This is a genomic window from Enterobacter sp. PGRG2 (genome assembly GCF_030291195.1).
Classification (GTDB): domain Bacteria; phylum Pseudomonadota; class Gammaproteobacteria; order Enterobacterales; family Enterobacteriaceae; genus Enterobacter_D.
Genome location: NZ_CP127837.1, coordinates 2,530,606 through 2,545,489 on the forward strand (window position 1 = coordinate 2,530,606; position 14,884 = coordinate 2,545,489).

Consider the following 14,884-nt stretch of genomic DNA (forward strand, 5'->3'; position numbering starts at 1 on the left):
AAATAAATGGCTTGCGGGCCTCAAATACATGAATAAAGCGAGAAGGATTGCGTGTTTTTATTCATACGCAAGAGAAGACGTGTTAACAGGGACGTTTACAGCATAAAGCGATAGCCGATGCCGGTTTCCGTTAACAGATGACGCGGGCGCGCCGGATCGCTTTCCAGCTTCTGGCGCAGGTGGCCCATATAGATGCGCAGATAGTGGCTGTGCTCAACAGCATTCGGCCCCCACACCTGGCTTAGCAGCTGGCGCTGGGTCAGCACTTTGCCGTGATTATTTAACAGCACCGCCAGCAGGCGAAACTCAATGGGCGTGAGGTGGATCTCTTCGTCATTACGGGTAATGCGCCGCGCCGCCAGATCGACCTGAATATCGGAAAAACTGACCAGCGGATCGCTTTGCCGCGCCCCGGCATGACGGCGCAGCGCCACCCGAAGGCGCGCCTGTAACTCGCCAATGCCGAACGGCTTGCTGAGATAATCGTCGGCACCGGCATCGAGGGCGGCGATCTTGTCGCTCTCCTCAATGCGCGCCGACAGCACCAGTACCGGCACCTGGCTCCACTGGCGCAGATCGCGAATAAAATCAATGCCGTCGCCGTCCGGCAGGCCGAGGTCAAGGATCACCAGGTCGGGCTTGCGCGTGGCGGCTTCGAGCAGACCGCGCTGTAAGGTTCCGGCGTCGTAAACGCGCAGGCCATCGGCCTCCAGCGCGGTGCGCAGAAAGCGGACAATGGCCTGTTCATCTTCAACAATGAGTACGCTTATCACAGATCCTCGGGGAGTTCAGTCAGGGCCGGGGGGGATCCCTGCGGCAGTGTAACACAGAAGCAGGCGCCGCCTTCAGGACGGTTAGCGGCGGTAATGGTGCCGCCGTGCACGCTGACAATCGCCTGGCAGATCGCCAGCCCCAGCCCGACGCCGGGGATCGCCGACTCTTTATGACCACGGGCAAATTTATCAAAAATACTCGCCTGTTGCCCCTCCGGAATGCCGGGGCCGTTATCCCATACCGCCAGCCGGAATTCCTCTTGTTCGACACGGGCGGAAATGCCGATCTGCGCCGTCGGCCCGGCGTATTTCAGGGCGTTTTCCAGCAGATTGATCAGCACCCGCTCGAACAGCGGCCCGTCGATATGCACCAGCATCAGCGGATCCGGCATCTCAAGGGCAATCTGCCGGCTGCCGGGCAGCGCCTCCATGGTGCGCAGCGCGCTGCCGATCACTTCTTCCAGCGTCAGCCACTCCTTTTTAAGATTAAAGCCGCCGGACTGAATACGCGCCATATCCAGCAGATTATTCACCAGCCGCGTGGTGTTCAGCACATGCTGGCGTATTTCACTGGCCTGGGTGGCGTGGGGCGAGCCTTCGCTGGCCAGATCCAGCGTCAGGATCTCCGCCTGGCCGAACAGCACCGTCAGCGGCGTGCGCAGATCGTGGGACAGCGCCGCCAGCAGCGCATTGCGCACGCTCTCCCGCTCGCTCGCCAGCCGCGATTGCTGTTCGCTGGCGGTGAGCGCCAGCCGCTCCAGGGCGTTCGCCACCAGCAGGGTGAAGGTTTCCAGCAACCGCTGCTGTTCAGGGATCATCAGCTGGCGCAGGCTGGTGGGCTCCACCACCACCAGGCCGCGGGTTTTATCGGCGCTGTTCAGCGGCAAAATCTGATAGGGCACGCCGGGCAGCGTATCGGTGCCCGCGCCCGCAGGCTGGCCTTTGGTAAAGCTCCACTGGGCGATGGCGTCATCCCAGGGCGTCAGCCCCGGCTGGCGGGTGAGGGCGGTCAGAGCGCCGTCCGGTCCGGCAATCAGCAGCTGGCTTTGCGCGTGAAAGGTGGAGCGGATAAAGGCTTCGCTGGTGGCGGCGATATCGCGCTCGTTACGCCCGGCGGCCAGCGCTTTCGACAGCTCATACAGATGCCGGGTACGCTGCTCGCGGTAACGCGCCACCCGCGCCTGATAGCGCACGCCAGCGGTGAGATTACCGATCACCAGCCCGACGGTGAGCATGACGCCGAAGGTCAGCAGATACTGCACGTCCGACACCGCCAGGGTACCGCGCGGGGCGATGAAAAACAGATCGAAGCTGACCACGTTAATCACCGTCGCCAGCACCGACGGCCAGCGGCCATAAAACAGCGCGACTATCACCACGCCCAGCAGGTAGAGCATCACCAGGTTGGCGGCGTCAAAGGCCATCAGCCACTGGCTGGCGATCAGGGTGATCAGTGCGCACAGCCCGACGGCCACCAGCGTACCGGTGAGCTGCACGCGCCAGCGATCCAGCCACGGCCGGGTGTCCGTCGTACGGGCGGCGGCAGGGGCGGGTTTATCTTCCAGGGCGACGATCATCAAATCCAGATCGGGAGCCAGCCGCGCCAGCCTTTCGGCAAAGGTTTCATGCTGCCAGAAACGGCGCGATGCACGGCGGCCGGTGATAATTTTGCCGAGATTATGCTCACGGGCGTAGCGGACAATCGCTTTTTCCTGCTGTGGATCCGCAAGGGTGGCGGTTTCCGCGCCCAGTTCCTGAGCTAAACGTAACGCGCTGAGAATAGCGCGGCGCTGCGCTTCCGGCAGTTTGTGCAGAGTGGGGGTTTCAACATACACCGCATGCCATTCGCTGCCGAGTTTGGCCGCCAGACGCGCGGCAGTACGCACCAGTTTTTCATTGCCGGTACCGTGACCGATGCACAGCAAAATGGCGTCCCGCGTATGCCAGACTTTCTCCTCGCCGGGGCGACCGCGAAAGGCGCGCATCTGCGAATCCACCCGGTCGGCGGTGCGGCGCAGCGCCAGCTCGCGCAGGGCGATCAGATTGCCTTTACGGAAAAAGTGTTCGATGGCGCGCTCGGCCTGGCCGCCGAAGTAGACTTTGCCGTCGTGCAGGCGCTGGCGCAGATCGTCCGGCGGCAGATCGACCAGCACCACTTCGTCGGCGGCATCAAAAAAGGGATCCGGCACGGTTTCCCGCACCTGGATCCCGGTGACGCCGCTGACCACATCGTTAAGGCTTTCCAGATGCTGCACATTGACGGTGGTGAACACATCAATGCCCGCTTCCAGCAGCTCCTCGACATCCTGCCAGCGTTTTGGATGGCGTGAGCCGGGCGCGTTGGTGTGCGCCAGCTCATCCATTAAGATCAGCGCCGGACGCCGCGCCAGGGCGGCATCCAGGTCAAACTCATCCAGCTCCCGCCGACGGTGAGCGATACGGCGGGGCGGCAGCGTCGCCAGCCCCGTCAGCATCGCCGCGGTTTCCGGGCGGCCGTGGGTTTCCACCACGCCGATTAAAATATCCAGCCCCTGCGCCCGCAGGCGCTGCGCTTCCGCCAGCATGGCGAAGGTTTTGCCGACCCCGGCGCAGGCACCAAAAAACACCTTCAGCTTGCCGCGATGGGGGGCAGCAGCCTGCTCCAGCAGGCGGTCGGGATCCGGGCGCAACGGCTCGTCTGTCATTCAGGATTATCCTTAAGCGCGTCCAGCGCGAGGTTTAACTCAACGATATTCACCACCGGCTCGCCGCTAAACGCGATGAGCGGCTGCTGCGTATGGCGTTCGACCAGCTGCGACAGCACCTGTGCCGACAGCCCACGGGCCTGCGCCACGCGCGGGATCTGCCAGCGCACCGCCGCAGGGCTGAGGCCATAATCCAGCCCGCTCGACGAGGCGGTGACCAGCTCCACCGGCACGCGCTGATCCGCCTGCGGGTTGGCCGCCCGCAGCGCGGCGACGCGCTCACGGATCGCCGTATCCAGCGCCGGATTGCTGGCCGCCAGATTACTGCCGCCGGACGCCAGCGGATTATAAGGCGAATCTGAAGTTACAGAAGGGCGACCGTGAAAATATCCCGGCGCGCTAAAGTTTTGCCCGATCAGCCGCGAGCCACGCACCTCGTCTTCCACGCGGATCAGCGAGCCGTTCGCCTGGTCGCGGAACCACCACTGGCCCAGCACGGTAGTGACCAGCGGGTACAGCCCGCCGGTGATCAAGGTTAAGAATAACAACAGCAGAACAGCAGGACGTAAAACAGCCATTTTCAGGATCCTTACACCAGACCGGTGAGCGACAACAGCAGGTCAATCAGTTTGATGCCGATAAAGGGCACCACCAGGCCGCCGAGACCGTAAATCCACAGGTTACGGCGCAGCATGGCGGAGGCGCTCAGGGGCTTATAGCTCACGCCCTTCAGCGCCAGCGGAATGAGAAACACGATGATCAGCGCGTTAAAGATCACCGCGCTTAAAATCGCCGACGCCGGGGAGTGCAGGTGCATCACGTTCAGTGCGTTCAGCTGCGGATAGGTCACCGCGAACGCCGCCGGGATAATGGCGAAATACTTCGCCACGTCGTTGGCGATACTGAAAGTGGTGAGCGAGCCGCGCGTCATCAGCATCTGTTTACCGATATGCACCACTTCGATGAGCTTGGTGGGGTTGGAGTCCAGATCCACCATGTTACCCGCCTCTTTCGCGGCCTGGGTACCGGAGTTCATCGCCACCGCCACATCTGCCTGCGCCAGCGCCGGSGCGTCGTTGGTGCCGTCGCCGGTCATCGCCACCAGGCGGCCATCGGACTGATACTGACGGATCAGCGCCAGTTTCGCTTCCGGCGTCGCTTCCGCGAGGAAATCATCGACGCCCGCTTCGGCGGCAATAGCCGCGGCGGTCAGGCGGTTATCGCCGGTGATCATCACCGTTTTGATACCCATGGCGCGCAGCTGGGCGAAACGCGCCTTGATGCCGCCTTTGACGATATCTTTCAGGGCGATGACGCCGAGCACCGTGGCGCCGTCTGCCACCACCAGCGGCGTGGAGCCCTGACGGGCGACGGTTTCCACCAGCGCGTCGACATCCGGCGGGAAGTGGCCGCCGTTAGCCTCGATATGGCGGCGCAGCGCATCCACCGAGCCTTTACGGATCAGGCGATCCTGAATATTGATGCCGCTCATGCGCGTCTGGGCGGTGAAGGGCACGAAAGTCGCATTCAGGCTCTGAATATCCCGCTCGCGCAGATTAAAGCGCTGACGGGCGAGGATCACGATGCTGCGGCCTTCCGGCGTTTCATCCGCCAGCGAGGAGAGCTGCGCGGCGTCTGCCAGCGCCCGTTCTTCCACCCCTTTTACCGGCAGGAAGGCGGAGGCCTGACGGTTGCCGAGGGTGATGGTGCCGGTTTTATCCAGCAGCAGCACATCGACATCGCCTGCCGCTTCCACCGCGCGCCCGCTGGTGGCGATCACGTTTGCCCCCAGCATACGGCTCATCCCCGCCACGCCGATGGCGGATAACAGCCCGCCGATGGTGGTCGGTATCAGACACACCAGCAGCGCCACCAGCACCGTTACGCTGACCGCCGTGCCGCCGTAAGCCGAGAACGGCCACAGGGTCGCCGTCGCCAGCAGGAAAACAATGGTCAGCGCCACCAGCAGAATGGTCAGCGCGATCTCGTTCGGCGTTTTGCGGCGTTGCGCGCCTTCCACCATGGCGATCATGCGATCAAGGAAGGTTTCGCCAGGGTTAACGCTGCACTGGATCACCAGCCAGTCGGAAAGAATGCGTGTGCCGCCGGTCACCGAGGCAAAATCGCCGCCGGATTCGCGGATCACCGGCGCGGATTCACCGGTAATGGCGCTTTCATCCACCGACGCGCCGCCTTCGATCACTTCGCCGTCGCAGGGGATAATGTCACCGGCTTCCACCAGCACAATATCGCCCTTGCGCAGATCGGCTGCGGGCACTTGATCCTGCTGCGCATCGTGACGCGGGGCGCGCAGCTTGCGGGCAAACGCCGTTTTCTGCACCCCTTTCAGGCTGTTGGCCTGGGCTTTACTGCGGCCCTCCGCCAGCGCTTCGGCAAAGTTGGCGAACAATACGGTAAACCACAGCCAGAGGCTGATGGTGCCGGTAAATCCGGCGCTGCCCGACATCTGCCCGGTGGCCATCGCCACGCACAGCAGGGTAGTGAGCAGGCTGCCCAGCCAGACCATAAACATCACCGGGTTGCGCCACTGCGCACGCGGGCTTAATTTGCGGAAAGAATCTAAAAGTGCCTGACGAACCAGCGCGGGTTCGAGCAGGGCAAGTTGCTTGCGGCTCATTGTGTGCGCCTTAACGTAAGGAAAGATGTTCTGCGACCGGACCTAAGGCCAGCGCGGGAATAAAGGTCAGCGCACCCACCAGCAGCACGGTGCCGATCAGCAGACCGACAAACAATGCGCCGTGCGTGGGCAGGGTGCCGTTACCGGCGGGCTGGCGTTTTTTCATCACCAGCGACCCGGCGATAGCCATGACCGGGATGATCACCCCGAAGCGCCCGGCGAACATGCAGACCGCCAGCAGACAGTTCCAGAACGGCGTGTTGGCGCTCAGCCCGGCAAAGGCGCTGCCGTTGTTGTTCGCGGCAGACGACACCGCATACAGCACTTCGCTGAAGCCGTGGGTGCCGGGGTTTAACATGCCTGCGCGTCCGGCCTCGGTCATCATCGCCAGCGCGGTGCCGAGCAGCACCAGCAGCGGGGTGACGAGGATCGCCAGCGCGGTCATTTTCATCTCGCGGACGTCGATTTTTTTGCCGAGGTATTCCGGCGTGCGGCCAATCATCAGCCCGGCGATAAACACCGCCAGCAGGACGAACAGCAACATGCCGTACAGACCTGATCCGACGCCGCCGAACACCACTTCGCCGATCTGCATCAGCCACAGCGGGATCATGCCGCCCAGCGCGGTGAAGGAGTCATGCATGGCGTTAACCGCGCCGCAGGAGGCCGCCGTGGTGACCACTGCATATAGGCTGCTCGCCAGAATGCCGAAGCGACTCTCTTTGCCTTCCATATTGATGTGGCTGTCTGCGCCAAACGCCGTGAGGTTAGCGTTGCCGTGCAGCTCGGCCCACATTACCAGCGCAACGCAGACCACGAAGATGATGGACATCGCCCAGAGGATCATATGACCCTGGCGTTTATCGCCGACCGCGTCGCCAAAGGCGAAGCAGAGCGCGGCGGGGATGATAAAGATCGCCAGCATCTGCACCAGGTTGGTCAGCGCGGTGGGGTTTTCGAACGGATGCGAGGAGTTAGCGTTAAAGAAACCGCCGCCGTTGGTGCCCAGCAGTTTAATGGCTTCCTGCGAGGCCACCGGCCCCATCGGCAGCATCGATTTCACCCCTTCCAGCGAGGTAAAGGGCTGATAGGCATCGACGTTTTGCAACACGCCCTGTTGCATAAAGAACAGCGCCAGCAGCAGCGAGAGCGGCAGCAGGATCCACAGGGTAATGCGCGTCAGATCGACCCAGGCGTTACCCAGCGTATTAACGCTTTGTCGGGCGAACGCGCGGATCAGCGCAAAGAGCACCGCAATGCCGGTAGCGGCAGAGAGGAAGTTCTGTACCGTCAGCCCGACCATCTGGCTGAAATAGCTGAGCGTGCTTTCACCGGCATACGACTGCCAGTTGGTGTTAGCGACAAAACTCACCGCAGTATTCAGCGCCAGATGCCATGACAGGCCAGGCAGTTGCTGCGGGTTCAACGGCAGATGATCCTGCACCATCAGCATCGCGAACAGCAGCGCCAGCCCGCAAATATTGATCGCAAGAATGGCGAACAGATATTGCCGCCAGTTCATCGGCGACGGATTAATGCCCAGCCCGCGCCACAGCAGGTTTTCAACGCCCCCTGTGCCTGCAAGGGGCGCACCGCGCACCATTTTTGCCAGTACGCCGCCCAGCGGTCGCGCCAGCACCATCAGCACCAGCATAAAGCTGGCGATCAGTAAAAACGCCTGAGCCGCCATCAGAAGGCCTCCGCGTTTATCAGGGCGTAAACCAGATAGCCCAACAACAGGAAAACCAGTACCACACCGGTTATTACGCCTGCACTCACAATCCACCTCCAGGTGTCTTTTGTTAACGCAGTGAAGGTAGGATTTTCGGTGCAAAGATTTCGCAAAAATCAGGCGGGCGGGTGTAAAAAAAGTATAAAAATGAAAAATGGCACAATTTAACTAAGGGTTAGTATTTATTTAACTATTTTGTAACTTAATTACGGCGGGATGTGTAAATATTGGCTAAACAGGTGAAAAATAGTGGTCGGATGAGTAGTAAAATTACAAACAAAACGGTACTATTTTAACCAGTTCAGCAGATTCATTTTTACGGTGAATGTTACCGACCAACAAAAGGGGGAAGCTTATGTCTTTATATCGGGAATATCCTGCACACGTCATTTTCGTACGCCGCGCTTTCGCCGTTGCGGCAGGCATCATCGCATTACCGGTGATGTTATTCTGGAAAGATCGTGCACGTTTTTACAGCTATCTGCATCGGGTCTGGGCGAAAACCAGCGATAAGCCGGTGTGGATGGATCAGGCCGAGAAAGTCGCCTGCGATTTCTACTAAGAAGCAAAGCGCACACAGCAAACTACAAGCCCATGCGGCAAAAAAAGAAAAACCGCCAAATCTGATTTGGCGGTTTTTTTATGCCTGTAGATCCGCTATTCATTGTGAAACGTGTTCGGTTGCTGCTTTTACCAGCAGTCAGCTGTCCATCGCGTGTTCCGTGCAAACCGGCGCGGTATTTTTTGATGTTCTCAGGCTACACTCATTTTACGGGCTAAAAGGAGTCGTTATGAGTGAGAAAATCCCTGTTGGCATCAGCGCCTGTCTGTTAGGGGAACAGGTGCGTTTTGATGGCGGCCATAAGCGTCTGGCGTTTGCGGTTGAAGAGTTATCGCCGCTGATGAAATTTGAGCCGGTATGCCCGGAAATGGCGATTGGCCTGCCGGTGCCGCGTCCGGCGCTGCGGCTGGTAAAAAAGGATACGGGTGACCTCTCGCTGCGCTTCAGCGACGGGCGCGAAGGCGACCTGACGCAGGACATGATCGACTTTGCGGAAAAACGCATCAGCCAGTTTGACCGCCTGTGCGGTTATATCGTCTGCGCTAAATCCCCCAGCTGCGGCATGGAGCGGGTGCGCGTCTACGAACCGGAAAACAATAATAACCGTAAAGCCGGGCGCGGCATCTATACCGACGTGCTGATGAAAACTTTCCCCTGGCTGCCGGTGGAAGAAGACGGGCGGCTGCACGATCCCATGATCCGCGAAAACTTCGTCGAGCGCGTCTATGCCCTGCATGAGCTGAACAGCGTGCGCGAGCGCGGCCTGACGCGCGGCGAGCTTATCGCCTATCACAGCCGCTACAAACTCCTGCTGCTGGCTCATTCACAGCCCAAATACCGCGAACTGGGACGCTTCGTGGCGGCCATACATGAATGGTCATCGCTGGAGGAGTGGTTTGTCGAATATCGTCTGCGGCTGATGGATCTGCTTTCCCATCAGGCCACGCGGCGCAACCACACAAACGTGCTGATGCACGTGCAGGGCTATTTCCGCAAACAGCTTAACGCGCGCCAGCGCGAAGAGCTCTCCTCGCTTATTGACCGCTACCGTCAGGGCACGCAGCCGCTGCTCGCCCCGGTCACCTTACTTAAACACTATATGGCCGAATTCCCGGACGCTTATCTGTCGGGACAGCGCTATTTTGATCCCTGGCCGGAAACGCTTCGTCTTCGCTACGGACATTAATTCAGGAGAGTTATGACCACGCATCTGGTCTGGTTTCGCGCGGATCTCCGCGTGAACGATAATTTTGCGCTCGCGGCGGCCTGCCGCAATCCCCATGCCCGCGTACTGGCACTCTTTATCGCCACGCCACAGCAGTGGGAAAATCACCTGATGGCGCCCCGTCAGGCAGCCTGTATGCAGGCGCAGTTAAACGATCTGCAACAGTCACTGGCGGAGCGCGGCATTCCGCTGATTTTTAAAGAAGTGGATGACTTTGCTGCCAGCCAGCAGGTAGTAAAAGAACTCTGCGAGGCGCAGCAGGTCACGCATCTTTTTTATAATTATCAGTATGAAATCAACGAGCACCAGCGCGACCGCGCAGTGGAAAAACTGCTGCCGGAGGTGGTGTTTCAGGGCTTCGATGACAGTGTGCTGCTTGCTCCGGGCAGCGTCGTCACCGGCAATCATCAGATGTACAAAGTCTTCACGCCCTTTAAGAACGCCTTTTTACGGCGGCTGCGTGAGGATCTCCCCGAATGCGTCCCCGCGCCAAAAGTACGTGAAGGCGGCGCACTCAGCGACCCTCTCACGCCCATCGAGCTGAACTATCCGCAACAGGATTTTGATCGTGAGCTGTTCCCGTGCAGCGAAAAAGCCGCCATCGCCCGTTTGCGGGAATTCTGCCAACAGGGGGCAGGGGAATATGAGGCGCGGCGGGATTTTCCGGCTATCGACGGCACCAGCCGCTTATCCGTTTGTCTGGCGATTGGCTCGTTATCGCCGCGCCAGTGTCTGCATCGCCTGCTGAAAGAGCAGCCCGATGCGCTGGGCGGCGGCGCAGGGGCGGTATGGCTCAGCGAGCTGATCTGGCGCGAGTTTTACCGCCATCTGATGACCTTTCACCCGGAGTTGTGCAAGCACCAGCCCTTTATCGACTGGACGCGTCGCGTACAGTGGCAGGATAACGACGCGCATTTCCGGGCGTGGCAGGAGGGTAACACCGGTTACCCGATTGTCGATGCCGCCATGCGTCAGATGAATGAAACCGGCTGGATGCACAACCGGCTGCGCATGATCACCGCCAGTTTCCTGGTCAAAGACTTACTTATCGACTGGCGCGCCGGAGAGCGGTACTTTATGTCTCAGTTGATTGACGGCGATCTGGCGGCCAATAACGGCGGCTGGCAGTGGGCGGCCTCCACCGGCAATGATTCCGCGCCGTACTTTCGTATTTTTAACCCGACGACGCAGGGCGAGCGATTCGATAAAGACGGTGAATTTATTCGCCGCTATATTCCGGCGCTGGCGAAGGTGCCCGCCGCCGCGCTGCATGAGCCGTGGAACTGGGCCGATAAACAGGGCGTGACCCTCGATTATCCTCGCCCCATTGTAGATCATAAAAAGGCCCGCGTTGCCACGCTGGCGGCGTACGAAGCCGCGCGAAAATCGTAAAGGAGAGGCACGATGAAAAATAGCGATCTGGAAAAACTGATCAACGACAAACTCAACAGTGGCGCGTTCAGCGATTACGGCCCGAACGGACTCCAGGTTGAAGGGCGCGACAGCGTACAAAAAATTATTACCGGCGTCACCGCCAGCCAGGCGCTGCTGGATGAAGCCGTGCGCCTGGGCGCGGACGCGGTGATCGTGCATCACGGCTATTTCTGGAAAAACGAAGCGCCGATCATTCGCGGCATGAAGCGTAACCGCCTGAAAACCCTGCTGGCTAACGACATCAACCTCTACGGCTGGCACCTGCCGCTGGACGCGCACCCGGAGCTGGGCAACAACGTGCAGCTGGCGAAGTTGCTCGGCATCACGGTGATGGGTCAGGTGGACGATCTGGTGCCCTGGGGCGAGCTGGCGATCCCGGTGCCTGGCCCGGAGCTGGCGTCGTGGATCGAAGCGCGTCTGGGGCGCAGGCCGCTGTGGTGTGGCGACACCGGGCCGGAGGAGATCCGGCGTGTCGCATGGTGCACCGGCGGCGGTCAGGGCTTTATCGACAGCGCCGCGCGTTTTGGCGTGGATGCCTTTATCACCGGCGAAGTTTCGGAGCAGACCATTCACTCCGCCCGTGAGCAGGGCCTGCATTTCTATGCGGCGGGTCATCACGCCACCGAGCGCGGCGGTATTCGCGCCCTGAGCGAATGGCTGACGGAAAATACCGATCTGGACGTCACCTTTATTGATATTCCTAATCCAGCCTGATGCGAGGAGCGAAAGTGCAGCGAGCGCGTTGTTATCTGTTAGGTGAAACGGCTGTCGTGCTTGAACTTGAGCCGCCGGTCACGCTGGCCAGCCAGAAGCGGATCTGGCGACTGGTTCAGCGGGCGATGACCATCCCCGATGTGGTGGATGTCATTCCCGGTATGAATAATGTCACCGTGGTATTGCGCGATCCCCAGGGAAACGCGCTGGATGCCATTGAGCGTTTACAGCGCTGGTGGGAGGAGAGCGAGGCGCTGGAGCCGGATCCGCGCTTGATTGAAATCCCGGTGATCTACGGCAAAGAGGACGGCCCCGATCTGCCGCACGTCGCCAGCCACTGCGGCCTGAGCGAAAAACAGGTGGTGGAGCTGCACGCGTCGGTGGATTACCAGGTCTGGTTTCTCGGTTTTCAGCCGGGCTTTCCCTATCTTGGCAGCCTGCCCGCACAGTTAGCGACCCCGCGCCATGCGGAGCCGCGCCTTAGCGTGCCTGCCGGATCGGTGGGCATCGGCGGCGAGCAGACCGGCATCTATCCGCTGCCGACGCCCGGCGGCTGGCAGCTGATTGGCCGCACGCCGCTGGCGCTCTTTGATCCGCACAGCGCTGAACCTGTTCTGCTGCGCCCCGGCGACACCGTGCGCTTTGTGCCGCAAAAGGAGGGCATATGCTGAAGATTATTCGCGCGGGGATGTATACCTCCGTACAGGCCGGAAAACGCAAAGGGCTGCGCCAGTCCGGCATCAGCTATAGCGGCGCGATGGACGGCCCGGCGCTGGAAATCGCCAATGCGCTGGTGGGCAACGAGGCCGACGCCGCCGCGCTGGAAATCACGCTAGGCCAGTGTGAAATTGAATTTACCCACGACGGCTGGTTTGCGCTGACCGGCGCAGGCTGCGACGCGCAGCTTGACGGCAAAGCGGTGTGGACCGGCTGGCGTCAGGCGATGAGCGCAGGGCAGCGTTTGACCCTGAAAAGCCCGCAGCGTGGTATGCGCAGTTATCTGGCCGTGGCGGGCGGGATCGATGTTCCGGAAGTGATGGGCTCGCGCAGTACCGATTTAAAAACCGGCACCGGCGGCTTTCAGGGCCGGTTGCTGAAAGAGGGCGACGTGCTGCCGGTGCTGCCCGCGTCGCGGCAGTTCAGCGGTCCGCAGGGCGTCAAACAGTTACTCTGGGGCAACCGCATCCGCGTGCTGCCGGGGCCGGAATATCACTCCTTCGATAAAAACTCCCTTGAGGCGTTCTGGCGCTTACCCTGGCAGTTAAGCCCGCAGAGTAACCGCATGGGGTATCGTTTACAGGGGGCGCAGCTGACCCGCACCGACACCCGCGAGCTGCTGTCCCACGGGCTGATCCCCGGCGTCATTCAGGTGCCGCACAACGGTCAGCCGATTGTGCTGATGAACGACGCCCAGACCACCGGCGGCTATCCGCGTATCGGCTGTGTGATCGAAGCGGATATGTATCATCTGGCGCAGATCCGCCTCGGCGATCCGATCCATTTTGTGCCCTGCACGTTAGAAGAAGCGCTGAAGGCGCGACGCGAGCAGCGGCTGTTCCTTGACCAGCTGGCTTACGGAGTGCGCGGTGATCGTTGATCTTAATGCCGATCTGGGGGAGGGCGCGGGCTGTGACGCCGCGCTGCTGCAACTGGTTTCTTCTGCCAACATCGCCTGCGGTTTTCACGCCGGTGACGCGCAGATGATGCAGGACGCGGTACGCGAAGCGCTGAAAAACGGCGTCGCCATTGGCGCGCACCCCTCCTTCCCGGATCGGGAAAACTTTGGCCGCACGGCGATGACGCTGCCTGCGGACACCGTTTATGCGCAGATGCTGTATCAGATCGGCGCGCTGGCGGCCATTGCCAGGGCGCAGGGCGGGCAGGTGCAGCACGTCAAACCCCACGGCATGCTCTATAACCAGGCGGCGCAGGACGCGGTGCTGGCGGATGCCATCGCCCGCGCGGTGCACGATCTGGATCCGACGCTCATTCTGGTGGGGCTGGCGGGTAGCAAGCTCATCGACGCGGGCAGGCACTATGGCCTGCCAACGCGCGAAGAAGTCTTTGCCGACCGGGGATATCAGGACGACGGCACTCTGGTGCCGCGCTCGCAGCCCGGCGCGCTCATCAGCGATGAAGAGCAGGCGCTGGCGCAGACGCTGACCATGATCCAGCAGGGCCGGGTGAAAAGCATTCACGACAATTGGGTGAAGGTGAACGCGCAAACCGTCTGTCTGCATGGCGACGGCGATCATGCGCTGGCCTTTGCGCGCCGCCTGCGGCAGGCGTTTGAGGCGCAAAACATTACCATTTCGGCGGTGCATCATGCCTGAAGGTCCGGAGATCCGCCGGGCGGCGGATACCCTTGAAGCGGCTATCGGCGGGCAACCGCTGACCGATGCCTGGTTCGCCTTTGACCGTCTGCAACCCTACGCCGCTGATCTTATCGGCCAGCATGTGACCCATATGGAGACGCGCGGCAAAGCGCTGCTGACGCATTTTTCCGGCGGCCTGACGCTGTACAGTCACAATCAGCTGTACGGCGTCTGGCGCGTGGTAAAAGCGGGGGAAACGCCGCAGACGACGCGCATTCTGCGGGTGAAGTTGCAGACCGCTGAGCGCGCGATCCTGCTCTACAGCGCCTCGGACATTGAGATGCTGACCCCGGAGCAGCTGGCAAGCCATCCGTTCTTACAGCGCGTCGGCCCTGACGTGCTGGACATGAGCCTGACGGTGGAGGAGGTGAAAGCGCGGCTGTGCTCGCCAAAATTCTGTCGCCGACAGTTTTCCGGTCTGCTGCTGGACCAGGCGTTTCTCGCCGGGCTGGGGAATTATCTGCGGGTGGAGATCCTCTGGCACAGCGGGCTTGCGCCAACGCATAAAGCGGCGCAATTAAGTGACGCGCAGATCGAGGTGCTGGCGCAGGCGCTGCTGGATATTCCCAGGCTCTCGTACCAGACGCGCGGCAAGGCAAAAGAGAACAAACATCACGGGGCGCTGTTTCGCTTTAAGGTGTTTCACCGGGCAGGGAAGAAATGTGAGCGGTGCGGGGGGATCATTGAGAAAACCACGCTGTCGTCGCGGCCGTTTTACTGGTGTCCGGGGTGTCAGATTTGATGTGA

General features: G+C 60.8%; 14 protein-coding genes. 8 read left to right on the forward strand and 6 right to left on the reverse strand.

Going from position 1 to position 14,884, the window contains the following annotated elements; all coding sequences use genetic code 11:
* Positions 1–95: 95 nt before the first annotated feature.
* The 6 genes from kdpE to kdpF are packed head-to-tail and all read right to left on the reverse strand — an operon-like array spanning position 96 to position 7,874.
* On the reverse strand, positions 96–773 hold the full coding sequence (kdpE, locus tag QRD42_RS11140) for a two-component system response regulator KdpE (protein WP_318364618.1): 678 nt from the start codon (positions 771–773) through the stop codon (positions 96–98).
* Positions 770–3,457, reverse strand: coding sequence for a two-component system sensor histidine kinase KdpD (kdpD, locus tag QRD42_RS11145; protein ID WP_321987124.1), 2,688 nt, complete (start codon positions 3,455–3,457; stop codon positions 770–772). Before kdpD ends, kdpE begins: the two co-directional genes overlap by 4 nt.
* The gene (kdpC, locus tag QRD42_RS11150; protein ID WP_318364616.1) at positions 3,454–4,035 is read right to left on the reverse strand and encodes a potassium-transporting ATPase subunit KdpC; all 582 of its coding nucleotides are present in this window, start codon (positions 4,033–4,035) and stop codon (positions 3,454–3,456) included. The genes kdpD and kdpC overlap by 4 nt, the downstream gene beginning before the upstream one ends.
* A gap of 11 nt (positions 4,036–4,046) precedes the next feature.
* Positions 4,047–6,095 (reverse strand): potassium-transporting ATPase subunit KdpB, encoded by a 2,049-nt coding sequence (gene kdpB, locus QRD42_RS11155; protein WP_072567825.1) that lies wholly within the window; start codon positions 6,093–6,095, stop codon positions 4,047–4,049.
* Positions 6,096–6,105: 10 nt separating this feature from the next.
* Positions 6,106–7,785, reverse strand: a complete 1,680-nt coding sequence (kdpA, locus tag QRD42_RS11160) for a potassium-transporting ATPase subunit KdpA (protein ID WP_321987125.1) — start codon at positions 7,783–7,785, stop codon at positions 6,106–6,108.
* Positions 7,785–7,874 carry a K(+)-transporting ATPase subunit F gene (kdpF, locus tag QRD42_RS11165; protein WP_042392117.1) on the reverse strand — a complete coding sequence of 30 codons (90 nt, stop codon included), beginning with the start codon at positions 7,872–7,874 and terminating at the stop codon, positions 7,785–7,787. The genes kdpA and kdpF overlap by 1 nt, the downstream gene beginning before the upstream one ends.
* Before the next feature lie 308 nt (positions 7,875–8,182).
* Here kdpF and QRD42_RS11170 point away from each other — a divergent pair, with 308 nt between their 5' ends.
* The 8 genes from QRD42_RS11170 to nei all read left to right on the forward strand — a co-directional run bounded on the left by QRD42_RS11170 (position 8,183) and on the right by nei (position 14,879).
* Entirely contained in the window at positions 8,183–8,389 is a 207-nt protein-coding gene (locus QRD42_RS11170) for a YbfA family protein (RefSeq protein WP_072567828.1), read from the forward strand.
* A gap of 229 nt (positions 8,390–8,618) precedes the next feature.
* Positions 8,619–9,575: a YbgA family protein gene (locus QRD42_RS11175; protein WP_321987126.1), complete on the forward strand. Its 957-nt coding sequence runs from the start codon at positions 8,619–8,621 to the stop codon at positions 9,573–9,575.
* A gap of 12 nt (positions 9,576–9,587) precedes the next feature.
* The gene (phrB, locus tag QRD42_RS11180) at positions 9,588–11,006 is read left to right on the forward strand and encodes a deoxyribodipyrimidine photo-lyase (protein WP_321987127.1); all 1,419 of its coding nucleotides are present in this window, start codon (positions 9,588–9,590) and stop codon (positions 11,004–11,006) included.
* Positions 11,007–11,018: 12 nt separating this feature from the next.
* The gene (locus QRD42_RS11185; protein ID WP_072567831.1) at positions 11,019–11,762 is read left to right on the forward strand and encodes a type 2 GTP cyclohydrolase I; all 744 of its coding nucleotides are present in this window, start codon (positions 11,019–11,021) and stop codon (positions 11,760–11,762) included.
* Positions 11,763–11,776: 14 nt separating this feature from the next.
* Entirely contained in the window at positions 11,777–12,433 is a 657-nt protein-coding gene (gene pxpB, locus QRD42_RS11190; protein ID WP_072567832.1) for a 5-oxoprolinase subunit PxpB, read from the forward strand.
* On the forward strand, positions 12,427–13,359 hold the full coding sequence (gene pxpC, locus QRD42_RS11195; protein WP_321987128.1) for a 5-oxoprolinase subunit PxpC: 933 nt from the start codon (positions 12,427–12,429) through the stop codon (positions 13,357–13,359). The genes pxpB and pxpC overlap by 7 nt, the downstream gene beginning before the upstream one ends.
* Positions 13,349–14,095 (forward strand): 5-oxoprolinase subunit PxpA, encoded by a 747-nt coding sequence (gene pxpA / locus QRD42_RS11200; protein WP_321987129.1) that lies wholly within the window; start codon positions 13,349–13,351, stop codon positions 14,093–14,095. The genes pxpC and pxpA overlap by 11 nt, the downstream gene beginning before the upstream one ends.
* A complete protein-coding gene (gene nei, locus QRD42_RS11205) occupies positions 14,088–14,879 on the forward strand; it encodes an endonuclease VIII (RefSeq protein ID WP_072567835.1) in 792 nt (263 codons plus the stop codon). Before pxpA ends, nei begins: the two co-directional genes overlap by 8 nt.
* The last annotated feature ends 5 nt before the right edge of the window (positions 14,880–14,884 follow it).

Bases quoted from the DNA above. Each gene is read 5' to 3' on its own strand.
- QRD42_RS11175 (WP_321987126.1), top strand. From the start codon at position 8,619: ATGAGTGAGAAAATCCCTGTTGGCATCAGCGCCTGTCTGTTAGGGGAA.
- kdpD (WP_321987124.1), bottom strand. From the start codon at position 3,457: ATGACAGACGAGCCGTTGCGCCCGGATCCCGACCGCCTGCTGGAGCAG.
- phrB (WP_321987127.1), top strand. From the start codon at position 9,588: ATGACCACGCATCTGGTCTGGTTTCGCGCGGATCTCCGCGTGAACGAT.
- pxpC (WP_321987128.1), top strand. From the start codon at position 12,427: ATGCTGAAGATTATTCGCGCGGGGATGTATACCTCCGTACAGGCCGGA.
- kdpC (WP_318364616.1), bottom strand. From the start codon at position 4,035: ATGGCTGTTTTACGTCCTGCTGTTCTGCTGTTGTTATTCTTAACCTTG.
- QRD42_RS11170 (WP_072567828.1), top strand. From the start codon at position 8,183: ATGTCTTTATATCGGGAATATCCTGCACACGTCATTTTCGTACGCCGC.
- kdpA (WP_321987125.1), bottom strand. From the start codon at position 7,785: ATGGCGGCTCAGGCGTTTTTACTGATCGCCAGCTTTATGCTGGTGCTG.
- nei (WP_072567835.1), top strand. From the start codon at position 14,088: ATGCCTGAAGGTCCGGAGATCCGCCGGGCGGCGGATACCCTTGAAGCG.
- QRD42_RS11185 (WP_072567831.1), top strand. From the start codon at position 11,019: ATGAAAAATAGCGATCTGGAAAAACTGATCAACGACAAACTCAACAGT.